Origin of the sequence: Neobacillus sp. D3-1R, from assembly GCF_052180215.1 — a bacterium.
Lineage (GTDB): Bacteria > Bacillota > Bacilli > Bacillales > Cytobacillaceae > Pseudoneobacillus.
This window is the reverse complement of record NZ_CP197471.1, coordinates 199,219-224,153: the sequence shown is the minus strand read 5'-3', so window position 1 is coordinate 224,153 and position 24,935 is coordinate 199,219. Positions and strand designations below refer to the sequence as shown.

The window sequence follows — 24,935 nt, the reverse complement described above, 5'->3', positions numbered from 1 at the left end:
TCAACTGAGGTGTTTATTTTTTACAGACAGCCACTCCAATGAAGTATCTAACTCCTTCTCGCCTTTTTTCAAAGGTTGGTCCTCGTTGGTAAAAGATTTCAACAGAAGAAAAGCGCTCAAATAGTTGCTCAAATTCCTCTGGAGTCAATTGATGAACATGAAAGGGTTCACTCGTTGGCATACCGCGACCTCTACCAAATGGGCTTGATAAAACGAGCATCCCGCCCGGTTTTAACATTTGATATAAATGGTCCATAAAAAGCTGGTCATTTTCTACATGTTCAATGGTTTCAAAGCTTAATATCGTATCAAACTGACCTAATCTATCAGGAAGCTTTGGGTCGAGCGCATCTCCTTGCAGGTAGGTTACTTTTTGGTGATGATACTCTTTTGTCGCGTAATGAATAGTAGCCTCATCAATATCGACACCGACCATTTCATCTACTTCTCGCTTACGGTCCTTAGCCACTAAATGACAACCGTATCCTGTTCCACATGCAATATCTAACACTCTTCCTTTTATATAGGGTAGCGCAAAATAATAGCGGGCAATATGTTCTAATAACATCCCATTCATCATTTTCATTTCTTTAGGGATAATTCTTTCACCTGTCCATTCCAGCATTTTTCCACCACACCTATCCTTGTTGATCAGCTGGATAAATTAGCCCGATCTGTTTTCTTATCGCATCACAAATTTGAGATGTCATCCATGAATGTTGGAATGAGTTTATTTTGGATTCTGTCTGCCCCGTTTTGATCAGGTTAACAAATTCTTCTACTTCATAATACATTGGCTGGTGTACTTGAGGAATGCTAATCGGCTCGATTCTTCCATCTCTATAACGAATTTCCACTTTTTCTGGGGTTGAAATTTTATCAATGATGATACTTCCCTCTTCTCCTTGAATCTCAGAAGGGGAATACGAATTCGTAATTTTCGAGTACTGTATAACCGCTTCCAGCTCTTTAAATTGGAAGACAGCACTTCCTTGTCCATCTACCCCTGAAGAAAGCATAATGGCAGACGCTTTTATCTCCTCGGGCATTCCAAATAATACAACCATTGGATAAATGCAATAAACCCCTAAATCCATCAGTGCACCATTTGAAAAAGTGGGATTAAACGCATTTAAAACCGTACCTCGCTTAAAAGAATCATATCGAGAGGAATACTGACAATAATTTCCGAAAAACCTTCTTACTTTACCAATCTTATGTAGGTTTTCCTGGATACTTTTAAAAGTAGGCATTAAGGTTGGCTTCATCGCTTCCATAAGGACTACATGATTTTCTCTTGCAGCTGATTGCATCGCTTCTACCTCATGTACATTCGATGCCAAGGGCTTTTCACATAAAACATGCTTCCCATTTTGTAAAAAGAGAATCGATTGGCTAGCGTGGAAGGAATTGGGACTTGCAATATAAACGGCATCTATTTCCTCACTTTTCGCCATATCCTCTAGATTTGTAAAAATTGTATTCACTCCGTACTTTGCGGCATATTCTTTTGCCCGTTCTTCTGTTCTAGAATACACGGCCGTAAGTGAAAAGTCAGTTAGTTCCTTTACAGAATCGAGTAATTGGTCTGTTATAAAATTCGTTCCAACAACACCGAATCGTACCATATCTAAGCAGCTCCTTCATGATGTTTTTTTACATCATAACCCTTTGAATGAAAAATAACCATGGAAGGGACTTGATCATCATATAGCAGGTTGAGTTTAACGGACCTACAATACCATCGTTCCTGCTATCATTTTTACTGCTGTACCTCCCACACAAATAACCAGTTCATGATCGTTGTATGTAATCTCAATATCTAATGAACCAGGTCGTCCCACTGAATGCCCTTGAGCAATTTTAAAATAGGGAGTGTTTTTTGGATCAATAATACCCTCTAAAACTAAATAACCTGCTAATGCTCCATTGGCTGACCCTGTTACCGGATCCTCTGTAATTCCAACTGCAGGTGCAAAGTCCCTTGTGTATAGCATAGCATCGTCAACACCATCGAATGTAAATAAATGGGTTGTACTTAATCGAAGCTCTTTGTTCATTCGCCCTAATTCTTCTATTAATGGTGTTGCAGCATCGACTGATTTTCTTGTCTTTATCGGGACTAACAAGTGCCAATTTCCTGTGTACCCTAATTTGATAGGAAATCGTTCATCTAGCTCATCTATAGTTACACCAATTAGACGACAAATTTCATTTCTATCAAGGTCTATTTCTTTCACTTTGGGAGAGACTTGGGTCATGACAACCGATTGTAATCGACCTTCCACAACAGACCACTTCACCGGTACAATCCCAATATTAGTTTCAAGACGGATTTCAGCTGAACGTTCCAACCAACCATACTCTGTTGCTAAAATCCAAGAAAGAGCAATCGTTGCATGTCCGCAGAAATCAATTTCATCTGTTGGTGTAAAATAACGCACACGAACATCAGCCTGAGCATTATTTGTTTGAATAATAAATGCTGTTTCGGAAAGGTTTAGCTCCCTTGCTATCTTTTGCATTTCATATTCAGTGAGTTGGTCAGCGTTTGGTACCACACCAGCTGCATTTCCCCCAAAAGGCTGATCGGTAAAAGCATCTACATGAAAAACCTGCACTTCTTTCAACTAGTATCTCTCCCTTTAAATTGGATTGGTTATTTGGATTGGACTTTCATTCAAATTTATACTCGAATCATAACAAAAAATTGCTTGGCATTCATCCAAGCAATCTTTTTGTTAATTCATTTCTTCTGTAATCATAGTCAAGCTATCTGCTGAAAATGCAACTTCTTCAAATGCTTTACCTAATTCATTTATTCCTTTCACAAACGAATCTAATTCATTAATAATTTTAGTATTTTGTTGCATTCTCTCACCAATGGTATGTAGGATTTGATCGAAATGTTTTTCTGTTTTTAGCATATTTTCATTTCCAGCGTTAACTTCTGCTCTAATTTTTTCAAGGGATATAGTAAGTCCCTCTACTTGTTTATTCGTATTTTGAATAAGAGTGGAAACGTTTATAACTGAGTTCTTTGTCTGTTCGGATAATTTTCGAACTTCACCAGCAACGATGGCAAAACCTTGCCCAAACTCCCCTGCTCTTGCCGCTTCAATAGCCGCATTAAGTGATAGTAAATTCGTTTGATCGGCAATGCCTGTCACAATACTTACAATCTCCTGCATTTGTTCAGATATTTTTAATAAAACATGAACATCATCAGAGATATCATCAACTGTTTTATGGATATTTGTCATGTTTAATGCCTGATTAACAATTTGCTCTTTTCCCTGTTCTGCCCGCTCCTGAGTTAACTTAGAAAGTTGAATACCGGTATTATTAAGAGATACAATTTCATTGGATTGTAGTATCAGTTGGTTAAAGGAGGCATTTGCTTGTTCCGAAATAGCCGCTAAATTTTGAGATGCACTAGATACATTTTCACGTATTAGTACTTTTTGCTGTTCCGCTACCTCTTTTAATCTCGCACTTTCCACATCATATGCTTCTAAAACTAATTGTTGTTCTAAGTTTAGTATTTTGGAAACGGCTCTTATCGTCAGAAAAAGATCATCTTTTTGTACAACTCGTTCTTCAATGATATCTATAAGTGATAATAATAAATCCTGAAAAGCACACATATACCATTTCGTTTGTAAACCAATTCTTACATGCATATGGGCAATTTTTATTCTCTTAGCTAAGTATGAGTCATCAATGACACCATCAAACATCTCAACAATATGTTGTCTAAGAGTCTTCTTTAACCTTTCAATAGAACTGTGGTCATTTATGATTTTTAATAACAAAGGCTCATTTTCTAAATTTTGATAAAATCTATCAACTATGTTATCAATTTTTTCTGTCACAAAAGGTTTTAAGCTATGTATAATTTGCAAGTCTTTTTCCGAAAGGTCAATCATATTTACTTGTTTATATATATCACTATCTTGATTAATATCTAACTGACCCCTTATATTTTCTCTGTTTAATTTAACTGTCTCTTGCTTTATTTTTTTAAAAAACAATAATACTCCCCCTACTATTAGCAACTTGCATATAATGGAAATTATACAGGTTTAAGGGATTGTAGTTGTTACAATTTTGTGAACCTTTTTATACTTTAATAAAAAAAGATTACTTAGCTGATAGCCAAGCAATCTTTATTCCCCAATATTCTCTTCAAACCAAACCTGAAGCTCGCGTAAGGAATTGAAACTAAAAATTTCTTCCCCATTTTGGCCATTGTCCAAACCAGCATTTCCCCTTAATGTGATCTGCCCTTCATCACCAGAGATTAAAATAGCATAAGGATGATTTATGTTTATGTACCTTGCATCTAAATCAAGATCAAACCAATTTTTGCTTTTAAGAAAATCTTCATAATGAGAACTCACTAAAACTACCTCCTTCTCTACTAGTGGTAGTATTCCTCCAATTACACAAGGTTTATTTACATCTAGTACTGTTTTTCTGAAATAGACTCAATCACTTCAACACATTAAAGCGGCGGGGGTCTGACCCCCGCCGCTTTAATGTGTTGAAGTGTTTTTGACTTTTTTTATAGTTCTAGGTTACCTAGTTCGTAGATAGCGCGCGCATATATTGCTGTTGCTTTTAGTAAGTCATCTATTTCGATGTACTCATCTTTTTGATGGGCTGTCATTTCTTTTCCAGGGAAACATGCACCGAAGGCTACACCTTTTTCCATAAATTTTGCATACGTTGCTCCACCTGTTGATAACAGAGTAGGTTCCTGATTCGTTTCTTCTTGGTATACCTTTTGTAATATTTTGATCATCGGTTCTTCTGCATCAACATGATGTGGTTGTGACTCACGAATCTCCGCTACTACAAATCCGGTACCTTCGATCTTTTTAATTAGCTTTTTCTTCGTCTCTTCGTAATCAGTCGTTACCGGACAACGAACATTTAAATATACCGTTCCTTCTCCGTCTTGTTCATAAGATAAAATTCCTGGGTTTACTGTTAGTGGACCTGTAATGGAATCGGAGAATTCAACCCCCAGCTTCACACCATTAAAATCTTCATGTAATAGAGCTAATAAGGAGAAAAATGGGTTTGCACTATCTTTAAATGAGTAGTTAGACAAAAACTGTGCCAGCGTCGTCCCTGCATTTTGTCCTTTATGAGGTTCCATTCCATGAGCAGAGACGCCGAACAGAGTAAGCTCCAATTGATTTCCATGGACATTATGTTCATACCGAAGTTGATTTTCATGACAGAATACTTCAAAATTCTGGGCTAATGCCTCAAACTCCCCTTCTAAAATAACAGTAGCACTTTCAGGAACCATGTTTACACGACTACCCGATTTAAACGAAACAACTCTTAATGGAGCATCTTCATTCTTTTGTTCATCCTTCAACGATAGTTTTATATTCAATTGACCTTTTTCGGCATTAATCATAGGGAAAACCGCATCTGGAGCGAAACCAAGTGCTGGCATCTTTTCTACATCTTGATAATGCTTCATGCAGCTCATGCCACTCTCCTCATCCGTGCCAAAGATGATGCGAACATTATTTTTTAAAGGTAGGCCAAGCTCTTTTACGATTTTCAAGCCATAAAAGGCAGCCATCGTTGGACCTTTATCATCAATCGCCCCTCTTGCGAAAAGTTTCCCTTCACGAATGGTTGGTTCAAAAGGAGGAGTAGTCCAAACACCTGTAGCAGGCACTACGTCAACATGACATAACACTCCAACATATTCGTCACTTTGTTCATTATTTTTATATTCAAGGTATCCTGCATAGCCATCTAAGTTCTTGGTATTAAAACCTGAGTTCTCCGATAGATCCAACATAAAATCTAAAGCTTCTGCTACATTTCTTCCCATTGGACTTGTCTCGGTTTTACTGCTTAAGTCCTTAATGCTTTCAATTCTTAATAAACCTTTTAAATCATCAAGTAAAACATCTTTTCGTTTTATTACCTCATCCAACCAATTAACCAATACCTTCACCTCATTTTTCATTTTTCTAGTCAATCAAACAAACAACTTGTCTGATCCCTGCATTTACTATTTTAGCTCATTTAGAAAAGAGGTGATACTAATGAGTAATGTATCTATTCCTAGACCGCCTGATGTTGTAACGATTCTATGGCAACGAAACCCTCTTCATCCACATTCTCCACGTACTATTGTCGAGGCAACTGTAATCGGAAGCGCTGACCCATGCAACCGTTTCCTTAGAACAGGAGAAATTTACGCCTGTGCAAAAGAATGTCTTTTAGAAAATGACTTTACTAAAGTATTTGAAGAAAGATTAGGTGTATTTGGACTATCTGTTTTTGTACGAGAGTGCTAGCCTAGAAACTGAGAAAGGACATGGTCATGAATATGCCTTGTCCTTTCTTTCTCATTCCATCTATAAAACCTTACTTAAAAAAGCTTTTGTTCGATTATGCTGAGGGTATTCAAACAATTGCTTCGGTTCATTTTCTTCGACAATATAACCGCTATCCATGAAAATAACCCGATCGCCAACTTCACGTGCGAAGCCCATTTCATGGGTAACCACAACCATCGTCATTCCCTCTTTAGCCAATTGCTTCATAACCTCAAGAACCTCTCCTACCATTTCAGGGTCCAGTGCGGAGGTCGGTTCATCAAATAACATGATCTTCGGTTCCATTGCCAGTGCTCTTGCGATGGCCACTCGCTGTTTTTGTCCACCTGATAACGAGCTTGGATAAACATTAGCCTTGTCCTCTAAACCAACCTTCTTTAACAATTGCATTCCCTTATCTTTACTTGTTTCAACAGATACCTTACGAACCTTTAATGGAGCAAGCATAATATTTTCTAGGACAGTCATGTGCGGGAACAAGTGAAAGTGCTGGAACACCATACCGACTTCCGTTCTCACCTTATTGATATCCGTATTTTTATCTGCGATATCTAATCCTTCGATAAAAATATGGCCATTTGTAATGATTTCAAGCTGATTGATACATCGTAAAAAAGTCGATTTACCTGAACCTGATGGGCCGATTACCACAACCACCTCTTGCGGCTGAATGGATACATTAATATCTTTTAAAACTTCATGATGGCCAAAGGACTTTTTAAGATTTTGTACGATAATCATTCTGTTGTCAGCCTCTTTTCAAGTCGATTTAAAACGTAGCTTAAAGTCAACGTTAATATCAGATAAATAACCGCCGCTGTTACATATGGCTCCCAAACACGAAAATATTGACCTTGAATATTACGTACCCAATACATCAACTCTGGTGCAACCACGATAGAGGCTAACGAAGAATCCTTGATTAACACAATAAACTCGTTTCCTAGTGGCGGTATCATTCTTTTAAACGCCTGTGGTAGGATAACATATCTCATCGCTTGTACATGCGTCATTCCTAATGAACGGGCAGCTTCCATCTGACCTTTATTAATTGATTGAATTCCTGCTCGGAAAATTTCAGCAATATAAGCTGCTGCATTTAGTGATAAAGCAATGATTGCAGCTGCGATTGCATTTGTCCCGTCTATAAAGAAAGTAACAACACCAAAATGAATGAGAAGAATCTGAACCAGTAATGGTGTACCACGGAAAAAGGTTATATACCATTTAAAGGGCAATGCTAAAAGTCTATTTTTCATCATATTTCCTAAACCAATAAATAACCCTAACACTGTTCCTATGACAATCCCTGCGAATGACAGGCCTATTGTCAGTAACGTTCCCTTCAACAAAAACGGTGCATATTCGATAATGATGTCAAAGCGAAAGTTCATATTTTACCCCCTATGAAAAATTGCGTATGTCTATGGCTAGATATACGCAATTTCATTTTTCTAAGGCTCTATTTTCAAACTAGAATGTAGATTTCTGCTCCCAATCAACAAACTGCTTTCATATGAAATCTTGTCAAAATCTCTATTGTTTCTCTTGCTCGGCTTGAATGGTTTCTAAATCCGGCTCCTGACCAAACCATTCTTTATAAATCTTTGTATATGTTCCATCTTCAAAAACCTTTTTAATCGCCTTATCGAAATCAGCTTTTAATTCGCTTCCTTTTGGAAACATGAGCCCGTAAAATTCAGCAGAGAAGGTACCGCTATCTGTTAATACCTCTAGCTTTTGATCAGGATTATTCGCCGCATAGGCTTCCACAACACCATTATCAGCTACCACCGCATCTGCTCCACCGCTTGTTAATTCTAAGATTGCTAAATTATTATTCTCAAACTTTTTTATATTTTTATTGTTTTTACCAAGAAGCGCTTCTACCACCTCTTGTCCTGTCGTGCCATTTTGAACGGCAACTACTTTATCTTTTAAATCTTCTGCACTCTTAATGTCACTGCCTTTTGGAACTAGAATCTTATTGGTTGAGAGAAAATAAGGAAGGGAGAAGTCATAGGATTGTTTGCGTTCATCGTTTATCGTGATAGATGAAATGGCAACATCCGCTAACTTTCCTTCAATTTCAACGAAAATCGGATCCCATCCAACGTGAACAAGTTCCATTTGATAGCCTGCTTCTTTTGCAACAGCTTTAATAAAATCAGCATCAAAGCCCACAATCTTGTCTTTATCCATGTATTCAAAAGGGGCATAAGCAGCATCTGTAACGACTCTTATGGTTTTCTTGCTCTCATCACCGGAGCCGTTTTTCCCTTCCTCTGTATTCTCCTTACTCGTCCCACACGCTGATAAAATTAGTGTAAAGATTGTCAAAATCATGACCGATAAAAATGATATTTTTTTCATACCCTTCCCCCTGTTTTTTTAAATAGTAATATTGTCCAATTATATGATTCCGTTTTCCAATCTATAACTGATTTTTAAGCATTTAAACAGGGGAATGGCTTATATTTTTAATAAAAAAAGCAGCCTATGACTAAAATCGCCAGCAGCTGCCTTTGGGATGAAACTAATATAATAATTTTCCGTTCCGTATTTTGATATTGCCGTAGGAAAGAAGCTCAAGGTCCTTCCACACGGACTGCTTCTCTTTTTCAGTTTGTGTGATAATTTGGTCCTTATAAATCTTGTATGGGCTAATCGTCATTCCAATAGTAGTACCGTTTATATCTAAATGTAAGATAGCCGTTTGCGCTTTATCACCTTTCACGTAATCAGGAAATAAAAAGTTCCCTAATGAATAGGCAATCGGTTTCCCTTTATAATACTCAAACCCTTGAAGTACATGAGGATGACTTCCTATGACCCCATCTGCACCCGCATTGATCATACTTTTTGCCCATTGCTGTTGAAAAAGTTCAGGCTTACGATTGGTTTCCACACCCCAGTGGATATAAACAAACACAAAATCTGCGTTCTTCTTTTCTTTTGAAATCGCCTTCGTCACTAAAGATAGATCATAGCCATTTACAAGACCAGGTCTTGACGAGGTAGCAACCCAGCTTTGACTTGGCAATACCCGTGAAAAAGCCAATAGTTTAATCGTTTTGCCCTTTATTTTATACGTTTTTGCAGCATAGGCTTCTGAAGCATTTAGCCCCCCGCCAACATAGTCTAGCTTATATTTTTTTAAAAAAGATAAAGTGTCCTTAAGTCCGACTGTCTGATAGTCCATGCTGTGGTTATTAGCTATGGAAACAAGGTCAAAACCAGCATTTTTCAACCCCGTCAACGAAGCTGGAGCTGATTTAAAATTATATTCCTTAGGATATTTATTCGCTGTAGTGGTAATGGCTGTTTCAAGATTCACCACTGCTAAATCACTTTTGCTAACCTCTTTTTTCACCTGAAGAAATGGGTAATCTACCCCTTTTTGTTTAATCGTATTTTTAATCGACCAATCCATCATGGCATCGCCTGCAAAGGTTAAGCGGATGGATTCATCTACCTCTGTGACCGCTTTTTTATGAATATATCCTTTACGTTCACCTAGGATAACTCCATACCAATTGCCAAACTTTTGCGTGTACTCGATTGTTTGACCCTTTAAAACGGTTGCAATAGGAATTAAGGTTTTCGTGCTATTATCATAAATCGTTGCATCCATATTAAGCGTTATTTTTCCAAGGGATGTTTCCTTCTTAAATAGAACATTATTTGCTTCTTTAAGAAGTGTTGTTGACTTTTCCCATACATAACCTTTGCGGTTTCCAACCGCTATTTCATGCCAATTCCCATAATCACGTATTCTAGTAAATACTTGATTCGCATTCATTTCGCCAATCGGGACTAACTTCCCTGTTGAATTATCATATATGGTTACTTCTTCTTTTGTTTTAAAAAATTGCTCTGTACTGACTGTTGATGGTTGTTTCGTTGGGCTAGAGCTATTCATTTGGTTTTGATGATACTGATTCACAATCGATGCAATTTTGGCAATGACTTGCTGTGATTTTTCATAGGGCAAATTCTTTGTCGTTACGGCTAATGTATAAGGCTGCTTCGCATACACAATCGCTATATCATTATAAATCTGTTCATTCGGAATCATTCCTACCTTATGAGCGATTTCTAAACCGCTGATTCCTTTAGGAATGGTAGTGTTATAGATGGTATGTTTCAGGTATTCTACTAGTTTCTTTCCATATGTACTCTTCTGTGAATATTGATATAGATTTTTAGCATAAAGAGATAGGTCGTAGGCTGATGTAAGATTCTTCCCCTGTGGATAGGTATACATCCCGCCTAAATCTTTCATAAACTGGATAAAGGCATTCTGCCCAATCTTTTCTTTTAACATGATAAAAGCAATGTTATCACTATAGACCATTGCCTTTTCTACAAGCTCTTCAATCGTATATTGTGTTCCTACTTTACTATTTTGAATAACCCCACTACCACCATAATAATGATACTCTTGATAGGTAAGTTTTTCTTTTAAATTAATCTTTCCACTCTCTGCTAGTTTCATAACATATAATGCTAGCGGTAGTTTAATGGTACTAGCAGCCCTAACAGCTTCCTGACTATTTAAAGAATAGCCTACATTTGATATTAAATTTTTGTAGTGCACTGTAATATTTCCTTGCCAAGGCTTTATATACTGTTGGATTTCTTTATCAAGTCCTACCATTAGGTCACTAGATTTGGCCTTCGCCTCATGGTAAGGAAAAAGAGAACTCAACGTAAAGATGAATAAAACCACTAGCAGCTTTAAATTTCTAAGCAATGTCTTTCCCCCTTCTAATCTATGAGACCATTTTAATAGGAGGAAAATGAAAAAGGTGTCGAAAACAGGAGTTCGACACCGAAAATTTTACTAGATTTACCATTTTATTTTTCTGAATAAGTGAAGGAAGGGTTGTTGCTGGCTACCATCATCCATTCATATTGTCTTAATTGAAGCTCAAAAAGAGCTAACGGGTCATGGAATCTTTCTGGATTTTCTCTCATTTTTGTTAAAGATTCTTCATGAAGCATTTTTTGGTTTTCAGTTTCATCATATGTCTCTTGCAAAATGCTAAATGGATTTTTAAAGAATATTTTTAAATCACGCTCTAGAGACTTTTCAAACAAATCAAATTGCATCATAAACTTTGTGATGATGGAATTGGTTACATCTTCGTAATCTTCATTTTCCACAAAATTCTTGTACTTATGATAAAGAATCGATTTGTTTTGTTGAAGTGTACTCAATAGTTTTCCTGCACCTTTTAACAAAAGCTGTGCCGGAGTAAATTTGAGTAAAATATTGACTTTGTCGATTGTAACCCCGCTTGTTAAACGATCAGCATCTCTTCGCCAATCATCTAGAAGCTTAAAATCACAAGCTAATTCCATACGCTCTTCGTTAAATAAACGGTTAAATCCTTCACTCATCTCATTCAGGAATGTTTGGCTTTCATTCAGCTCTTCTTCAGAATACACAATCCAATCCTTTAGTGAATGATAGACCGTTGGCAGTACATTGTTTTTAAAATAATCTTCAATTCGTTTATTCATTTCATCATTCAAGAGTACATGAAGCTTTCCGTAATCACTTTCTTCTGTGATTATATCTGAGCAGCTGCGAATGATTTGGGGAATATTCGCATGAAGCTCTTCTTTTAACTCCTCTTTTTGATTAACAAAAAGCTTTTGTATTTCACGGATTTTATCATGCTCCATGTCTCCGAGCTGATGGATGGCACCGTTTAGCTTCGCCAGCATTTGGTCCTTGAAAGCAATGGAGTTAACAAGATTATTCTCTGCTTCCACTCTTTTTTCGAGTAAATTGGTTATCGCATGGCGGATAAAATATAAACATTTTTCTGTGCGGTTGATCTCATTTGGCGCATGACTCACATACGTTTCAATAAAAATTTGTAAGTCACGTTCTTGCTCTGCCTGATTGCGTTCAGTTGAAAAAGGAAGTACTTCCGCATTTGGGAAATATGCTTTTACCTTCAGCTTTGTTTCATTCACTAAACTAGTTTCATTTTGAAGTTTATCTAATTTTAGGATGAAATGAATGTTTAAATCCGGCATTTGTTCGCGAATTTTTAATAAAATTTCGATCTCTTTTTCCATTAATGGTGCGTGACCATTTAGTAAAAAGAACATGCTATCCGCTGCATGTAAATAATGCATGACTTCTTCACGATTAAAATGATTGCCGCTAAAACCTGGGGTGTCAATGATCGCCAGTTTGTTTTTAAATAAAAACGGACATGGATACTTACATTCAATAACCGCTCTGCCCTCTTTAGTTTGACGGTGAATCGTACTGCGAGAATGGAAATCTGTTATATCTTCTATTGAGCGAATGTTTGCATCTGTCATTTCATTCATTTCAATGTCTCGCTTATATTTATACATAACGGCTGTTGACGTTTGAGCTCTTGAAACATTATCTTCTAAGATAAAATTAATGAAAGCAGACTTCCCATTTCCGTTCATTTCAGCTACTAATAAATGATGCTTTTTAAAATCTACTAGCTCATTTATCACCCATTTGATTCGATGCCCAATTTGAATGTCAACGCCATCCGCCCATTCCAGTATCGCATCAAAGAGTTGAATCACTTCATCAAGCGAAACATTTTCCCGTTGTGTTTGGTATACACGATTCTCCGCTTCATTTAACGCAGCAGCATTTAAACTTGCAGGAAAAATCTCATTCCAAGCCAAAATAGCAGCTGACGCAACCGCTGACCCAGTGAATTGGATCCAATTTGACAGGAAGGCAGGGATGATTTCTTTTAATTCGCGGATAAAATATTGGCCCTTCATTAATTGGAAATACGAATCCTTAAAAAGTGGCTCAAGAGGTTTTAACGATTTAGGCTCTAAATTCGTAAACAGTTCATTCATCGTCTGAACCCATAAATAATAAATAGCAGGGTCTTTTTTATAGCTATTCATGAGATTCATGATGAGCTCTTGAAAACGATTCGTATCAACTTCGTATAAGGACGATAGGACATCAATGAAAAACAATGGCTCAATCTCTTTCGTATAACCATTTTTTACATAGTCATTTAAAAAATCAAACCAATGCAGGTACCCAGTTCGTTTAGCCTCACTCGCCACAAGCTCAACCGCACTTTTCCAATCCTTTTGTTCTTCAAAAAAGTCTCGAGCTATTTCCGTGACGTTTGGATAATCTGGATTTAAGTCGACTACTTTTTTAATCACTTTAAAAGCAGCGTCTAAGTGGTTTTGAACAATATAAAGAGAAAATAATTGTAAACCAATTTCGGTATTTAAAATGACTGAATCGGAGATGATGGCTTTATAAATATCTTCGGCGGTTTTATGTAGCTCCAATTCATAATAGGCATCGGCCATATTTTTCTTAGCCCAGGGCTCCAATTCATTATGGATATTTTCCCATTTAAAAATCGCTGTTTCTAAATCTTTGTGATGATAATAAAGCTCACCCTGTGCAAACCGAATAGCATTCAGATCGGGTATTTCATTTTTTTGTTCCGTCATAAAAGCCTCACCAAGAACTCTTATAGGGTGGGCTACTTCATTCTCGGACAAAAACTGCTCGTAATATCTCTTATTATTGAGTTGTTCTTCGGACATTCTATCTCCCCCCGACTTTACTCTTATACATATGGAATAATCCCTTTTCTTTTTCGTGATAAACCTTTTTTAATAAAGCTGTCTCAAAAAAGACATACCTTTATATACTTATTCGAATCCAAGCTGTTTTTTGTGTAGATAGATAAATTTTTTTCAAAAATAAAAAAAGAATTAACCTAATAAAGGCTAATCCTATTTTTGTTTATTAATTTCGTCTATTAATTGTTTTGTTCTTTTTGCATTTCCCTCAGCAAAGTTTTCTAGACGGTCTTTCAATTCTTCATTATCATGAATTCGCTCAGCTGTAATCAAATAGGTACGCATTAAATCCTCTTCTATTTCAACTGAATTTTCAAGAATCGTTTCTAAGGAATTTTCTTCATTTTTTTTATCAAAAATGCTCATATCAAAACCTCCTCATTATCACATCATTATGTTTTCCTAGGAGGTCATAAATATGTAAAAAGCCGACCGTTTTGGCCGACTTTTCTTTAAGAATTAGCTAATTTATCATCCGCTAGATTTATTTGTTCTTTAACTTGTGCAGGGGATGTTCCACCGTAGCTATTTCTAGCTGAAACCACATGTTCAGGTGAGAGAATGACAAATATATCTTTTTCAAATAAGGAACTAAATTGCTGATATTCTTCTATGCTTAAATCTAATAAAAACTTGTTATGTTGGATAGAGTATAAAACGATTTTTCCAATGACTTCATGAGCATCACGGAATGGCAAGCCCTTCGTTACTAAATAATCAGCTATATCTGTTGCATTCGAAAAGTCTTGATTTAGCGCCTTACGCATCACATCTTTTTTCACGGTCATTGTTTCAATCATTGGAGCTAAAAGCTGAAGGGAACCTTCTAATGTCTCCACTGTATCGAACATGCCTTCTTTATCTTCCTGCATGTCTTTGTTGTAGGCTAGTGGTAACCCTTTTAACACGGTTAATAGCCCAATCAGATTTCCATAGGTGCGACCTGTTTTGGCACGAAGGAGCTCTGGTACATCTGGATTTTTCTTCTGCGGCATGATCGATGAACCTGTACAGAAAGAATCATCTAACTCAATGAATTGAAACTCCTGGCTGGACCATATTACCATCTCTTCCGATAGTCTAGAAATATGCGTCATGATAATGGATCCAATTGATAGAAATTCAAGGATAAAGTCGCGATCGCTCACGGCATCCATACTATTTGGGTAAACAGTGTTAAAGCCCAATTGTTCAGCCACCAACTGGCGATTGATTGGAAATGTTGTCCCCGCTAGTGCACCTGCTCCAAGTGGCAGCCAATTCACTCTTTTTAAGCTATCTTGCAGTCGTTCCTTATCACGCTCAAACATCCAAAAATAGGCCATTAAGTGATGGGCAAACGACACAGGCTGGGCACGTTGTAAGTGCGTATATCCCGGGATTAACGTTTCAATGTTTTCCTTTGCTTGAGAAAGGATTGCTTGTTGTACTTCTTTCACTAGTTGAATTAGCTCAATCGTTTTATTTCGCAAATAAAGATGCATATCTGTGGCAACCTGATCATTTCGGGAGCGCCCTGTATGCAGCTTTCCACCGACGGGACCAATTTTTTCAATCAATAGCTTTTCCACATTCATATGAATGTCTTCATGCTCTACTAAAAATTCTACTTCTCCTTTAAGGACGGATACCTTAATTTCATTGAGTCCTTCTTTTATTTTTTCAACATCCTCAAGTGGGATAATTTGGCACGCTCCAAGCATATGAACATGAGCTAAGCTTCCATCTATATCTTCAATGGCCAATTTTTGATCAAAAGAAATTGAAGCCGTAAACTCTTCGACAAGCTTGTTCGTCTCCTTCGTAAAACGGCCACCCCATAATTTTGACATGGTGAGTACCTCCTGTATAAAAGAATTATTATTAAATGGTGTTTATTGAGGAAGATGAGTATATTTTTTCGAAATTTGAGGCATTTCCCCTGAAGAGTCGAGTATATTTTTTTAAACTCGAGCATTTCCCCCGAGAAGTCGAGCATTTATTTTTTAACTCGAGCATTTCTCCCGAAAAGTCGAGCATATATTTTTCAACTCGAGCATTTCTCCCGAAAAGTCGAGCATATATTTTATAACTCGAGCATTTCTCCCGAAAAGTCGAGCATATATTTTTTAACTCGAGCATTTCCCCGAGAAGTCGAGCATATCCCATGGAAATCTCTTCATTTCCCCTAACTAATCCGCACTTAACCACTCTAAATGCTTCAATTTCCATCAGAAACACCGCTCTTTTTGTTCCAAGCCACTCAATTTTTGCTAAAAACCACCAACAATCGTACTAAAAAATCTAGAGAGCCACTCCTACATGAAGCAGCTCCCCCGATTCCCAACCTATTACGCCTTCTCTACTACAGCTTCTTCCACCTTTTGGTTCACTTCGGAGTATACCTTTGTGGTTAATCCCCATAATTTAATGAAGCCTACTGCAGCATTATGATCAAAGGCATCCCCCTTTGAATATGTAGCAAGCTCTTCATTATAAAGGCTGTGAGCTGATTTGCGTCCTACCACCATATGATTCCCTTTATGCAGCTTGACGCGGATTGTACCAGAAACCACCTTTTGTGTTTCGTCAACGAATGCATCTAGTGCAGCCTTCAATGGAGAATACCATAATCCGTCATAGATCATTTTCGCCATTTGTTGGTCAATTTGCGTTTTGAATTGAGTGACTTCGCGAGGTAATGTTAAAAATTCCAGTTCTTTATGAGCATTAATTAAAATTAAGGCTGCTGGATTTTCATACACTTCACGAGACTTAATACCAACTAGTCGATTTTCGATGTGATCGATTCGGCCGACTCCATGCTTACCGCCAAGTTCGTTAAGCGCCTCAATCAAATCCACTAATCCTACCTTTTCCCCGTTTAATCCAATAGGTACACCTTTTTCAAATTCAATCTCGACATATTCCGCCTCTTCAGGAGCTAAATGTATCGGATTCGTCCAGTCAAATGCTGCTTCTGGTGCTTCAGCCCACGGGTCTTCTAACACACCCGCTTCACAAGCACGTCCCCAAATATTAGCGTCGATCGAAAATGGATTGTCTAAATCTACTGGAATAGGAATCCCATTTTCTTGCGCATATAAAATTTCCTCATCACGAGTCATTCCCCACTCACGTACTGGGGCAACTACCTTTAACTTCGGGTTTAACGCCTGGATAGATACCTCGAAACGCACTTGGTCATTCCCTTTCCCAGTACAACCGTGTGCAACCGCTGCTGCTCCTTCTTTTTCCGCAATATCAACAAGGATTTTTGAAATGAGCGGGCGTGATAGGGCAGAAGAAATCGGATACTTTCCTTCGTATAAGCAGTTTGCTTTCAAGGCAGGAAGGATATATTCCTTTGCTAGCATTTCTTTCGCATCGATCATATAAGACTTGATCGCCCCTACCTTTAGGGCTTTATCTTTAACCGCATTTAAGTCTTTCCCTTCGCCGACATCAAGACTAACGGCAATCACATCATACCCGTACTTTTCTTGAATCCACTTTACTGAAACAGATGTATCTAAACCGCCTGAGTAGGCTAAAACAACTTTTTCCTTTGCCATGTATGTTCTAACTCCTTTAATTTAAATAGTATGCATTAATATTTATTATAAAGTATTTTTATGCATTGTCTATCAAAAAAAATAGTCCATTCTACCCCATTAATACTTTTAAAATCGCTTTTTGTGCATGCAGTCGATTTTCCGCTTCATCAAAAACAACCGAATGTGGACCATCAATAATGTCTGCAGTCACTTCTTCCCCGCGGTGTGCCGGTAAACAGTGTAAGAAGATATAATCACTTTTTGCCTTCGAACAAAGCTTCTCATTAACTTGATAACCTTGAAACGCCTCAAGGCGCTTTAACGTTTCTTCCTCTTGCCCCATGCTGGTCCATACGTCCGTGACTACTACATCCGCCTGCTCCACTGCTTTCCATGGGTCATCTGTCACTTCTACTACACATCCTGTTTTACCTGCTTCTTCTTTGACAGCTGCGGTAATTTCTCCATTCGGCTCATATCCTTTAGGGCTCGCCACACTAATATGCATTCCCACTTTTACAGCACCTTCCATTAACGAATGGGCCATATTATTGTTGCCATCACCAATGTAGCACATTTTTAATCCTGTTAATTTCCCTTTGTGCTCTAAAATGGTTAATAAATCAGCCATTACTTGAGTTGGATGATGTAAATCGGTTAAACCGTTTATGACTGGTACCGTAGCATTTTCCGCTAATTCCTTTACTGAATCATGAGCAAAAGTACGAATCATCAATCCATCCACATATCGAGATAATACCTTCGCTGTGTCCGAAATGCTTTCCCCTCTACCTAACTGAATATCCTTTGAGCTTAAGAAAATCGCATGACCTCCAAGCTGAAGCATGCCAACCTCGAAGGAAACACGAGTACGGGTGGACGATTTTTCAAAAATCATTCCAAGTACCTTTCCGCTTAAATACGGATGCGGTTTGCCTTGTTTCTGAAGCTTTTTTAATTCTACTGCCACATCAAGCAGATAAAATAGTTCTTCCGATTGAAATTCGGATAAGCTTAGAAAACTTTTCCCCTGTAATTTAGCGTCTAATAAATGTGCCGTATTTTTAAAGCTTAGCGCATGACTCATCTCTACACCTCACTAAGTTCTTTTGATTGATGTAATTCCTTTATCGTATAAATCTCTGGCTGATCCACCGATACATTTTTTAAAGAGATCATTGCCTTTAACGTATCTAAATGTGTAAAGCATGGTACTTTATACCGCAATGCCTGCTCGCGAAGATAGAATCCAAACTTTTCTTGATTTCGTCCTTGTGTGGCAATATTTACGATTGCTGATACTTGATTGTTCCTTAGTAATTCATTCACCTGCTGTTCATTATCAACCATACTTTCAACGACAATCCCATATTTTTGTAAAAACAACGCTGTTCCTGCAGTGGCGATTATTTTCACATGAGTTTGGTACAGTTCCTGAAGATATGGCAGACTCTCTTCCTTAGCACGGTCTGAAATGGAGCATAAAATGAAACGATCCTTTTCTAATAGTGGGTGACTTCCTTCTATCAACAACACTTTTCCTAACGCTTCTTCTAAGGTTTTACCAATTCCTAATACTTCTCCAGTGGACTTCATTTCTGGTCCTAAGCAATAGTCCACGCCTTTTAGCTTACTGGAGGAAAAAATAGGAGCTTTGACTGAATAATAAGCAGGTTCTTTTAAAAGTCCTACCTCTGGACAAATATCCATTAAACTTTCACCTAATTGAACATTGGTTGCCCATTCAATCATCGGAATTCTCGTTACCTTACTGATGATTGGCACTGTTCTTGATGACCTTGGATTCACCTCTAATACATACACTTGATTTTCATGGATGACATACTGGATATTCATGATTCCGATAATCGGCAAGGCTTTTGAAATTCGATTCGCATAGTCTATAATGGTCTCTTTCATCTCCACGGATAAGGATACAGGTGGAAAAATCGAAACACTGTCACCCGAATGAACTCCTGCTTTTTCAATATGTTCAAAAATACCAGGAATGACGATATTCTGACCATCACTAATCACATCAATTTCACATTCCAAACCAGGGACATAACGATCTACCAATAACGGCCACATTTGTTCGTGTGCATCGAGGTTACTGATGTATTGAGCTAACTCCTCTTCTTTGTAAAAAGTAAACATCGATTGGCCGCCGATAACATAGGATGGACGAACCAGTACAGGATATCCAATCGTCTTAGCAGCTTCGATTAATTGCTGACTATCACTTGCTGCTTCCCCTTCAATATGCGGAATATCTAATTCCTTCAATAGTTGATAAAATTGTTCACGGTCTTCTAATCGGTCGATCGAATCAGTCGTCGTTCCTAATATCCTTACGCCTTCTTCTTCTAACGCCTCGGCTAAGTTTATCGCCGTTTGTCCGCCAAACTGAATCAACACCGCTTCCACTTGTTCCTTCTCAATGACATTCAATACATCTTCTAGAGCCAATGGTTCGAAGTAAAGCTTGTCGGCAATTGAGTAGTCCGTACTAACAGTTTCAGGATTATTGTTAATCACAATTGCTTCGATTCCTTTTTTCTTAATCGCTTCGGCAGCATGAACCGAACAATAATCAAATTCGATTCCTTGCCCAATTCGAATCGGTCCTGAACCAATAACCAGTATCTTGCGCTTATCTGTTGGTTCTACCTCATCGGAACCTTGCCAAGTAGAGTAATAATAAGGTGTAACAGCATCGAATTCTGCTGCACAAGTATCAACCATTTTATAACCTGGTTTCCAATTCCAATCCTTCCATCTGCTGCGAATCTTACTTTCTGATACAGCATAGATATGAGCTAAAAATTGATCACTGATGTTCATTCGTTTCGCTTCTTTTAAAAGCTTTTGCGGAACATTTCCCCATGTGAAAGAGCTTAATTCTTGTTCTAGCTTCACCACGGCATGAATCTTGTATAAAAACCATGGATCTATATCCGTTTTTTGATGAATTTCTTCAATTGAAATCCCTCTGAGCATTGCCTCAACCAATGCAAAAAGTCGGAGATCATTGGCTTTTTCTATAAGTTCATTTAGTTCTTTCATCATGATTGATTGTAAAGAAGTAGAGCTTAAACTAAATTTATTCATTTCTAAAGAACGAATCGCTTTGTTTAAAGCTCCTTCAAACGATCGATCCATGGCCATAACTTCCCCTGTTGCCTTCATTTGGGTTCCTAGCGTTCTGTCTGCCTCAGGAAATTTATCAAATGGGAAACGCGGTAATTTGACGACAATATAATCAATCGCTGGTTCAAAGGAAGCATACGTATTACCGGTAATGGGATTTAAAATTTCATCCAGATGATAACCGATGGAGCATTTTGCCGCCATTCTAGCAATCGGATAGCCGGTTGCTTTTGAGGCAAGTGCCGAGGAACGACTTACCCTTGGATTCACTTCAATGATATAATACTGGTTTGAGTTTGGATGTAAGGCAAATTGAATATTGCAGCCGCCAATAATTCCAAGCTCCCTGATGACCTTTACAGAAGCATCTCTTAAAAGCTGATACTGAACATCATTTAATGTTTGCGATGGCGCCACGACAATGGAGTCACCTGTATGAACACCGACCGGGTCCATGTTTTCCATGTTACAAACGATGATACATGTATCGTTGGCATCACGCATGACTTCATATTCGATTTCTTTCCAGCCTTTAATACTTCTTTCTACTAACACCTGATGTATCGGGCTTGCCGCGAGACCTTTTTTTAACCCAATCTCGAGGTCTTCCTCATTGTAAGCAAATCCACCACCATCTCCACCAAGTGTATAGGCGGGGCGAATGATGACAGGAAATCCAATTTTTTGAACAAATTCAAATCCTTCTTCGATACTTTGGATAATCATCGATTCGGGAATCGGTTCACCTATTTCAAGCATTAGATTACGAAACTTCTCACGGTCTTCTCCATTTTGAATGGATTCAACCGATGTTCCTAAAAGCTCCACTTGATATTTTTCTAAGATTTTTTGCTCATGGAGCTGAACCGTTAAATTTAATCCCGTTTGCCCCCCAAGAGTACCAATCAATCCGTCTGGTTTTTCTTTTATGATGATTTCCTCAATAGATGACAATGTAAGTGGTTCAATATAAACCTTATCGGCTATCGTTTCATCCGTCATAATCGTGGCCGGATTGCTGTTAATGAGGATGACTTCAATGCCTTCCTCTTTCAAGGCAATACAGGCCTGCGTTCCCGCATAGTCAAATTCTGCAGCTTGCCCGATCACAATTGGTCCTGAACCGATGACTAATACTTTTTTTAAATCTTTACGTAGCGGCATAGTGCACCTCTCCTGTAGAAGTTAATCTCGTGACAAAGTCTTTTAAAATATGAACCGTATCGCTCGGACCGGGATGAGCTTCAGGATGGAATTGTACGGATTGTATGGGCAGATGCACATGTCTTAATCCTTCAATCGAATGGTCATTCACATTTCGATAGGTTACTTGAAAGATATTTTTATTGATACTGTCATCTACGACTACATAACCATGATTTTGAGCGGTCATTTTCACTTTCCCGGTAAATAGCTCCTTTACTGGATGATTACCGCCGCGATGACCGTAAGCTAATTTTTCCGTTTTCGCTCCATACGCTAGAGCTAGTAATTGGTGACCAAGACATATTCCTAGTGTAGGATAATGCTGGGAAATTTTTTTAATCTCTAAAAACCAAGGCTGTAAATCCATTGGGTCCCCAGGGCCATTACTTAAAAGAACTCCATCAGGACGTAATGCTTTTACTTGCTGCAATGTCGTATTAAAAGGGACAACGGTAACAGAACAGCCTTCTGCCAATAAGGCATTCAAAATCGATTTTTTATAACCATAGTCTACTAATACAACATGTGGACCATTATTTTTATACGTAAGATATTTCTTCGTTGAAACTTTTTCTACCCAGAAAGCGTCCTGGACTGGGGCATTCTCATATACCTTTTTCTTACTGATCACTCCCTTAACCGTTCCTCGGGCACGAATCGTTTTCACCAATAACCGCGTATCCACTCCAGCAATTCCTGGTACACCAATCGTCTCTAATTTTTCCGAAAAGCTTTGAATGGCTTGATAGTGGCTTGGGGTTTCACATAAATCGCTAATAATCACTCCTGATAAAAAAGGATTGATTCCTTCATCGTCTAGTTGATTAATTCCATAGTTTCCGATAATCGGATAACAGAAGGTAATCATTTGTCCGGCATAGGATGGGTCTGTCATAATTTCTTGATATCCAGTCATGCTTGTGTTAAAAACGACTTCTCCAAAGGACTCCTTTATCTTACCGATTAAAGTTCCCTCGAAAACCTCACCCGTCTCCAGTATCAAATATCCTTGTTCCAAGTTATTCACTCCAACTCTCTAGAAATCTTGTAAAACCTTTTCCAATACAACAAAAAACTCTAACATTTCCTCTTTAGTGGCTGTTAAAGGCGGTAAGATACGAACGACATCCGGACCCGCCGTCAAGGTTAAAACATTATATTCCATCGCTTTTTTCACAATGTCCATGGCTTTTCCTTGGACAACCATTCCTTTTAATAGTCCCTTACCTCGTATATCAGAAATAATCGAATATTTATCCTTTAATTGATGAAGTTGCGTATCAAACGTCTCGGCTAGCTCATTTACTTTTTCTAATAGATTAGTAGATAAAATGTGCTGAACGGTTGCTAGCCCTGCAGTTGTAGCTAATGGATTCCCCCCGAAAGTACTACCGTGGCTTCCTGGATCAAACGCTTTAGCTACTTCCGCTTTCGCAATAATCGCTCCTATTGGAAAACCAGATCCCAGGCCCTTCGCAATACTAATCACATCAGGCTCAATTCCGTATTGTTCATAGGCAAATAAGGATCCTGTTCTTCCCATCCCCGTTTGAATCTCATCTATCATTAATAAAATCCCGTTTTCTTTACAGATCTTTTCTAACTGCTGAACCCACTCTAGTTCCGCTGGAATGACTCCGCCTTCCCCTTGCACTAATTCAAGCAAAACGGCACAGGTTTTATCTGAACAAAGCTCCTCTAATGCAGCCAAATCATTATATGGAAGGTAGCGGAACCCTGGCATTAATGGCAGAAAGCCTTGTTGAATTTTTTCTTGCCCTGTTGCGGATAAGGTCGCTAATGTTCTTCCATGGAAGGATTGCTGAAAAGTAACAACTTCATAGCTTTCAGTTCCTTTGACTTTTTGGGCATATCTTCTAGCCAATTTAATTGCCGCTTCATTTGCCTCTGCTCCACTATTACAAAAGAAAACTTGATCACCAAATGTATTTTCAACTAATAAAGCTGCTAGCTCTTGCTGCGAAGGAATATGATATAGGTTCGAGCAATGCCACAGATTATCCAATTGTTCCATTAGCTTTTCTTTTACCGAGTCTGGAACATGACCAAGATTACAGGTAGCAATCCCAGAGGTGAAATCTAAATATTGATTCCCTTTATCGTCCCAAACACAACTCCCTTTTCCTTTAACCAACGTGACAGGAAAGCGGCCATAATTGGACATGAGCGGTGACAACTCTGATATGGATGGACTATTTGACATATGAACTCTCCTTATTTAGTACAATTTTTGTTCCGATTTCTTCACCGTTACAATACGCTATCAAGCTATCTACTTCTAAGCCGTTAATAATGGACACTTCAGGTACATCATGGACAAGACCATCGATTGCCGCTTTTACTTTTGGAATCATTCCTCCAAAAATTTGCCCATCTTCTATCATGGCTTCCACTTCTGCTTTAGTTATATTTTTAAGAGTGTGTTTTATATTGTCTTTTTCAATATAGATTCCTGGAATATCACTTATTAAGCAGAGATTTGCTCCTAACGCACTTGCAATCGCAGATGCCGCAATGTCCCCGTTAATGTTATAGCGCTGGCCGTTCTCATCTATCCCAATGGGAGAAATAACAGGGATATAGCCTTTCTGAATGATTTCCTTAATCATATCCGTATTGACATCGACCACTTCACCGACAAATCCAAGTTCCTTTGCCCCTTCAACCGGTTGAGAATTCAATAATCCGCCATCTACTCCACTTATCCCAAAAGCATTTCCTTTTGCTGAGATTAGATGACGAACAATTTGTTTATTAACCGAACCACTTAACACCATTTCAACAATGTCTAATACATTTTGATCGGTTACACGTAGCCCATTAATAAATTGCGTCTCTATCTGGAGCGATTTTAGTAAGGAAGAAATTAACGGACCGCCACCATGGACAATGATGGGGGACCACTCTTTCGATTGATGTAATTCCACGATATTTTTATAAAAAGTAGGTGGGAGTTGTTCCAACGTACTCCCTCCAAGCTTCACAACAATATATTTCATCCCTC

20 protein-coding genes and 1 pseudogene are annotated in these 24,935 nt (G+C 38.1%); 1 reads left to right on the top strand and 20 read right to left on the bottom strand.

From position 1 onward, the window contains the following. Positions 1-13: 13 nt before the first annotated feature. From ACSBPO_RS01040 to pepV, 7 genes and pseudogenes are all read right to left on the bottom strand, one after another. The gene (locus tag ACSBPO_RS01040; protein WP_442597914.1) at positions 14-625 is read right to left on the bottom strand and encodes a class I SAM-dependent methyltransferase; all 612 of its coding nucleotides are present in this window, start codon (positions 623-625) and stop codon (positions 14-16) included. A gap of 13 nt (positions 626-638) precedes the next feature. Then, positions 639-1,628, bottom strand: coding sequence for a Gfo/Idh/MocA family protein (locus ACSBPO_RS01035; RefSeq protein ID WP_442597912.1), 990 nt, complete (start codon positions 1,626-1,628; stop codon positions 639-641). 105 nt (positions 1,629-1,733) lie between these two features. Next, positions 1,734-2,630 (bottom strand): PhzF family phenazine biosynthesis protein, encoded by an 897-nt coding sequence (locus ACSBPO_RS01030; protein WP_442597910.1) that lies wholly within the window; start codon positions 2,628-2,630, stop codon positions 1,734-1,736. Positions 2,631-2,741: 111 nt separating this feature from the next. Continuing rightward, positions 2,742-3,563, bottom strand: coding sequence for a methyl-accepting chemotaxis protein (locus ACSBPO_RS01025; RefSeq protein ID WP_442600280.1), 822 nt, complete (start codon positions 3,561-3,563; stop codon positions 2,742-2,744). Then, a pseudogene (locus tag ACSBPO_RS01020) lies at positions 3,564-3,929 on the bottom strand (protoglobin domain-containing protein); the annotation flags it as partial. Positions 3,930-4,169: 240 nt separating this feature from the next. After that, positions 4,170-4,403 (bottom strand): hypothetical protein, encoded by a 234-nt coding sequence (locus tag ACSBPO_RS01015; protein ID WP_442597908.1) that lies wholly within the window; start codon positions 4,401-4,403, stop codon positions 4,170-4,172. Positions 4,404-4,567: 164 nt separating this feature from the next. After that, positions 4,568-5,992, bottom strand: coding sequence for a dipeptidase PepV (pepV, locus tag ACSBPO_RS01010; protein ID WP_442600279.1), 1,425 nt, complete (start codon positions 5,990-5,992; stop codon positions 4,568-4,570). Between the two features lie 91 nt (positions 5,993-6,083). Here pepV and ACSBPO_RS01005 point away from each other — a divergent pair, with 91 nt between their 5' ends. Next, on the top strand, positions 6,084-6,338 hold the full coding sequence (locus ACSBPO_RS01005; protein ID WP_442597906.1) for a hypothetical protein: 255 nt from the start codon (positions 6,084-6,086) through the stop codon (positions 6,336-6,338). A gap of 60 nt (positions 6,339-6,398) precedes the next feature. Here ACSBPO_RS01005 and ACSBPO_RS01000 read toward each other — a convergent pair whose 3' ends face one another. The 13 genes from ACSBPO_RS01000 to argB all read right to left on the bottom strand — a co-directional run bounded on the left by ACSBPO_RS01000 (position 6,399) and on the right by argB (position 24,930). Next, positions 6,399-7,121: an amino acid ABC transporter ATP-binding protein gene (locus tag ACSBPO_RS01000; RefSeq protein ID WP_442597904.1), complete on the bottom strand. Its 723-nt coding sequence runs from the start codon at positions 7,119-7,121 to the stop codon at positions 6,399-6,401. After that, on the bottom strand, positions 7,118-7,774 hold the full coding sequence (locus ACSBPO_RS00995) for an amino acid ABC transporter permease (RefSeq protein ID WP_442597902.1): 657 nt from the start codon (positions 7,772-7,774) through the stop codon (positions 7,118-7,120). Before ACSBPO_RS00995 ends, ACSBPO_RS01000 begins: the two co-directional genes overlap by 4 nt. 142 nt (positions 7,775-7,916) lie before the next feature. Next, positions 7,917-8,753 (bottom strand): basic amino acid ABC transporter substrate-binding protein, encoded by an 837-nt coding sequence (locus tag ACSBPO_RS00990; RefSeq protein WP_442597900.1) that lies wholly within the window; start codon positions 8,751-8,753, stop codon positions 7,917-7,919. 163 nt (positions 8,754-8,916) lie between these two features. Next, positions 8,917-11,136 carry a CapA family protein gene (locus tag ACSBPO_RS00985; protein ID WP_442597898.1) on the bottom strand — a complete coding sequence of 740 codons (2,220 nt, stop codon included), beginning with the start codon at positions 11,134-11,136 and terminating at the stop codon, positions 8,917-8,919. 104 nt (positions 11,137-11,240) lie between these two features. Further along, positions 11,241-13,979, bottom strand: a complete 2,739-nt coding sequence (locus ACSBPO_RS00980) for a dynamin family protein (RefSeq protein WP_442597896.1) — start codon at positions 13,977-13,979, stop codon at positions 11,241-11,243. Positions 13,980-14,171: 192 nt separating this feature from the next. After that, entirely contained in the window at positions 14,172-14,384 is a 213-nt protein-coding gene (locus ACSBPO_RS00975) for a hypothetical protein (RefSeq protein ID WP_442597894.1), read from the bottom strand. A gap of 86 nt (positions 14,385-14,470) precedes the next feature. Continuing rightward, positions 14,471-15,850, bottom strand: coding sequence for an argininosuccinate lyase (argH, locus tag ACSBPO_RS00970; RefSeq protein ID WP_442597892.1), 1,380 nt, complete (start codon positions 15,848-15,850; stop codon positions 14,471-14,473). A 498-nt stretch (positions 15,851-16,348) separates the two neighbouring features. Continuing rightward, positions 16,349-17,572, bottom strand: a complete 1,224-nt coding sequence (locus tag ACSBPO_RS00965; protein ID WP_442597890.1) for an argininosuccinate synthase — start codon at positions 17,570-17,572, stop codon at positions 16,349-16,351. Positions 17,573-17,663: 91 nt separating this feature from the next. Beyond that, complete coding sequence (gene argF, locus ACSBPO_RS00960) at positions 17,664-18,641, bottom strand: ornithine carbamoyltransferase (RefSeq protein WP_442597888.1); 978 nt, start codon at positions 18,639-18,641, stop codon at positions 17,664-17,666. A gap of 2 nt (positions 18,642-18,643) precedes the next feature. Beyond that, positions 18,644-21,868 (bottom strand): carbamoyl-phosphate synthase (glutamine-hydrolyzing) large subunit, encoded by a 3,225-nt coding sequence (gene carB, locus ACSBPO_RS00955; RefSeq protein ID WP_442597886.1) that lies wholly within the window; start codon positions 21,866-21,868, stop codon positions 18,644-18,646. After that, positions 21,855-22,928, bottom strand: a complete 1,074-nt coding sequence (locus ACSBPO_RS00950) for a carbamoyl phosphate synthase small subunit (RefSeq protein ID WP_442597884.1) — start codon at positions 22,926-22,928, stop codon at positions 21,855-21,857. Before ACSBPO_RS00950 ends, carB begins: the two co-directional genes overlap by 14 nt. 18 nt (positions 22,929-22,946) lie before the next feature. Next, the gene (locus ACSBPO_RS00945; RefSeq protein ID WP_442597883.1) at positions 22,947-24,134 is read right to left on the bottom strand and encodes an acetylornithine transaminase; all 1,188 of its coding nucleotides are present in this window, start codon (positions 24,132-24,134) and stop codon (positions 22,947-22,949) included. Continuing rightward, positions 24,124-24,930 carry an acetylglutamate kinase gene (argB, locus tag ACSBPO_RS00940; protein WP_442597881.1) on the bottom strand — a complete coding sequence of 269 codons (807 nt, stop codon included), beginning with the start codon at positions 24,928-24,930 and terminating at the stop codon, positions 24,124-24,126. Before argB ends, ACSBPO_RS00945 begins: the two co-directional genes overlap by 11 nt. Positions 24,931-24,935 lie beyond the last annotated feature (5 nt).

What these genes read in the sequence shown, in the direction of transcription:
- ACSBPO_RS01040 (WP_442597914.1), bottom strand. Translation starts at nt 625, where the DNA reads ATGCTGGAATGGACAGGTGAAAGAATTATCCCTAAAGAAATGAAAATG.
- ACSBPO_RS01005 (WP_442597906.1), top strand. Translation starts at nt 6,084, where the DNA reads ATGAGTAATGTATCTATTCCTAGACCGCCTGATGTTGTAACGATTCTA.
- argF (WP_442597888.1), bottom strand. Translation starts at nt 18,641, where the DNA reads ATGAGTCATGCGCTAAGCTTTAAAAATACGGCACATTTATTAGACGCT.
- ACSBPO_RS00975 (WP_442597894.1), bottom strand. Translation starts at nt 14,384, where the DNA reads ATGAGCATTTTTGATAAAAAAAATGAAGAAAATTCCTTAGAAACGATT.
- ACSBPO_RS00980 (WP_442597896.1), bottom strand. Translation starts at nt 13,979, where the DNA reads ATGTCCGAAGAACAACTCAATAATAAGAGATATTACGAGCAGTTTTTG.
- ACSBPO_RS00995 (WP_442597902.1), bottom strand. Translation starts at nt 7,774, where the DNA reads ATGAACTTTCGCTTTGACATCATTATCGAATATGCACCGTTTTTGTTG.
- ACSBPO_RS00990 (WP_442597900.1), bottom strand. Translation starts at nt 8,753, where the DNA reads ATGAAAAAAATATCATTTTTATCGGTCATGATTTTGACAATCTTTACA.
- ACSBPO_RS01000 (WP_442597904.1), bottom strand. Translation starts at nt 7,121, where the DNA reads ATGATTATCGTACAAAATCTTAAAAAGTCCTTTGGCCATCATGAAGTT.
- ACSBPO_RS00965 (WP_442597890.1), bottom strand. Translation starts at nt 17,572, where the DNA reads ATGGCAAAGGAAAAAGTTGTTTTAGCCTACTCAGGCGGTTTAGATACA.
- argH (WP_442597892.1), bottom strand. Translation starts at nt 15,850, where the DNA reads ATGTCAAAATTATGGGGTGGCCGTTTTACGAAGGAGACGAACAAGCTT.
- carB (WP_442597886.1), bottom strand. Translation starts at nt 21,868, where the DNA reads ATGCCGCTACGTAAAGATTTAAAAAAAGTATTAGTCATCGGTTCAGGA.
- argB (WP_442597881.1), bottom strand. Translation starts at nt 24,930, where the DNA reads ATGAAATATATTGTTGTGAAGCTTGGAGGGAGTACGTTGGAACAACTC.
- ACSBPO_RS01035 (WP_442597912.1), bottom strand. Translation starts at nt 1,628, where the DNA reads ATGGTACGATTCGGTGTTGTTGGAACGAATTTTATAACAGACCAATTA.
- ACSBPO_RS00945 (WP_442597883.1), bottom strand. Translation starts at nt 24,134, where the DNA reads ATGTCAAATAGTCCATCCATATCAGAGTTGTCACCGCTCATGTCCAAT.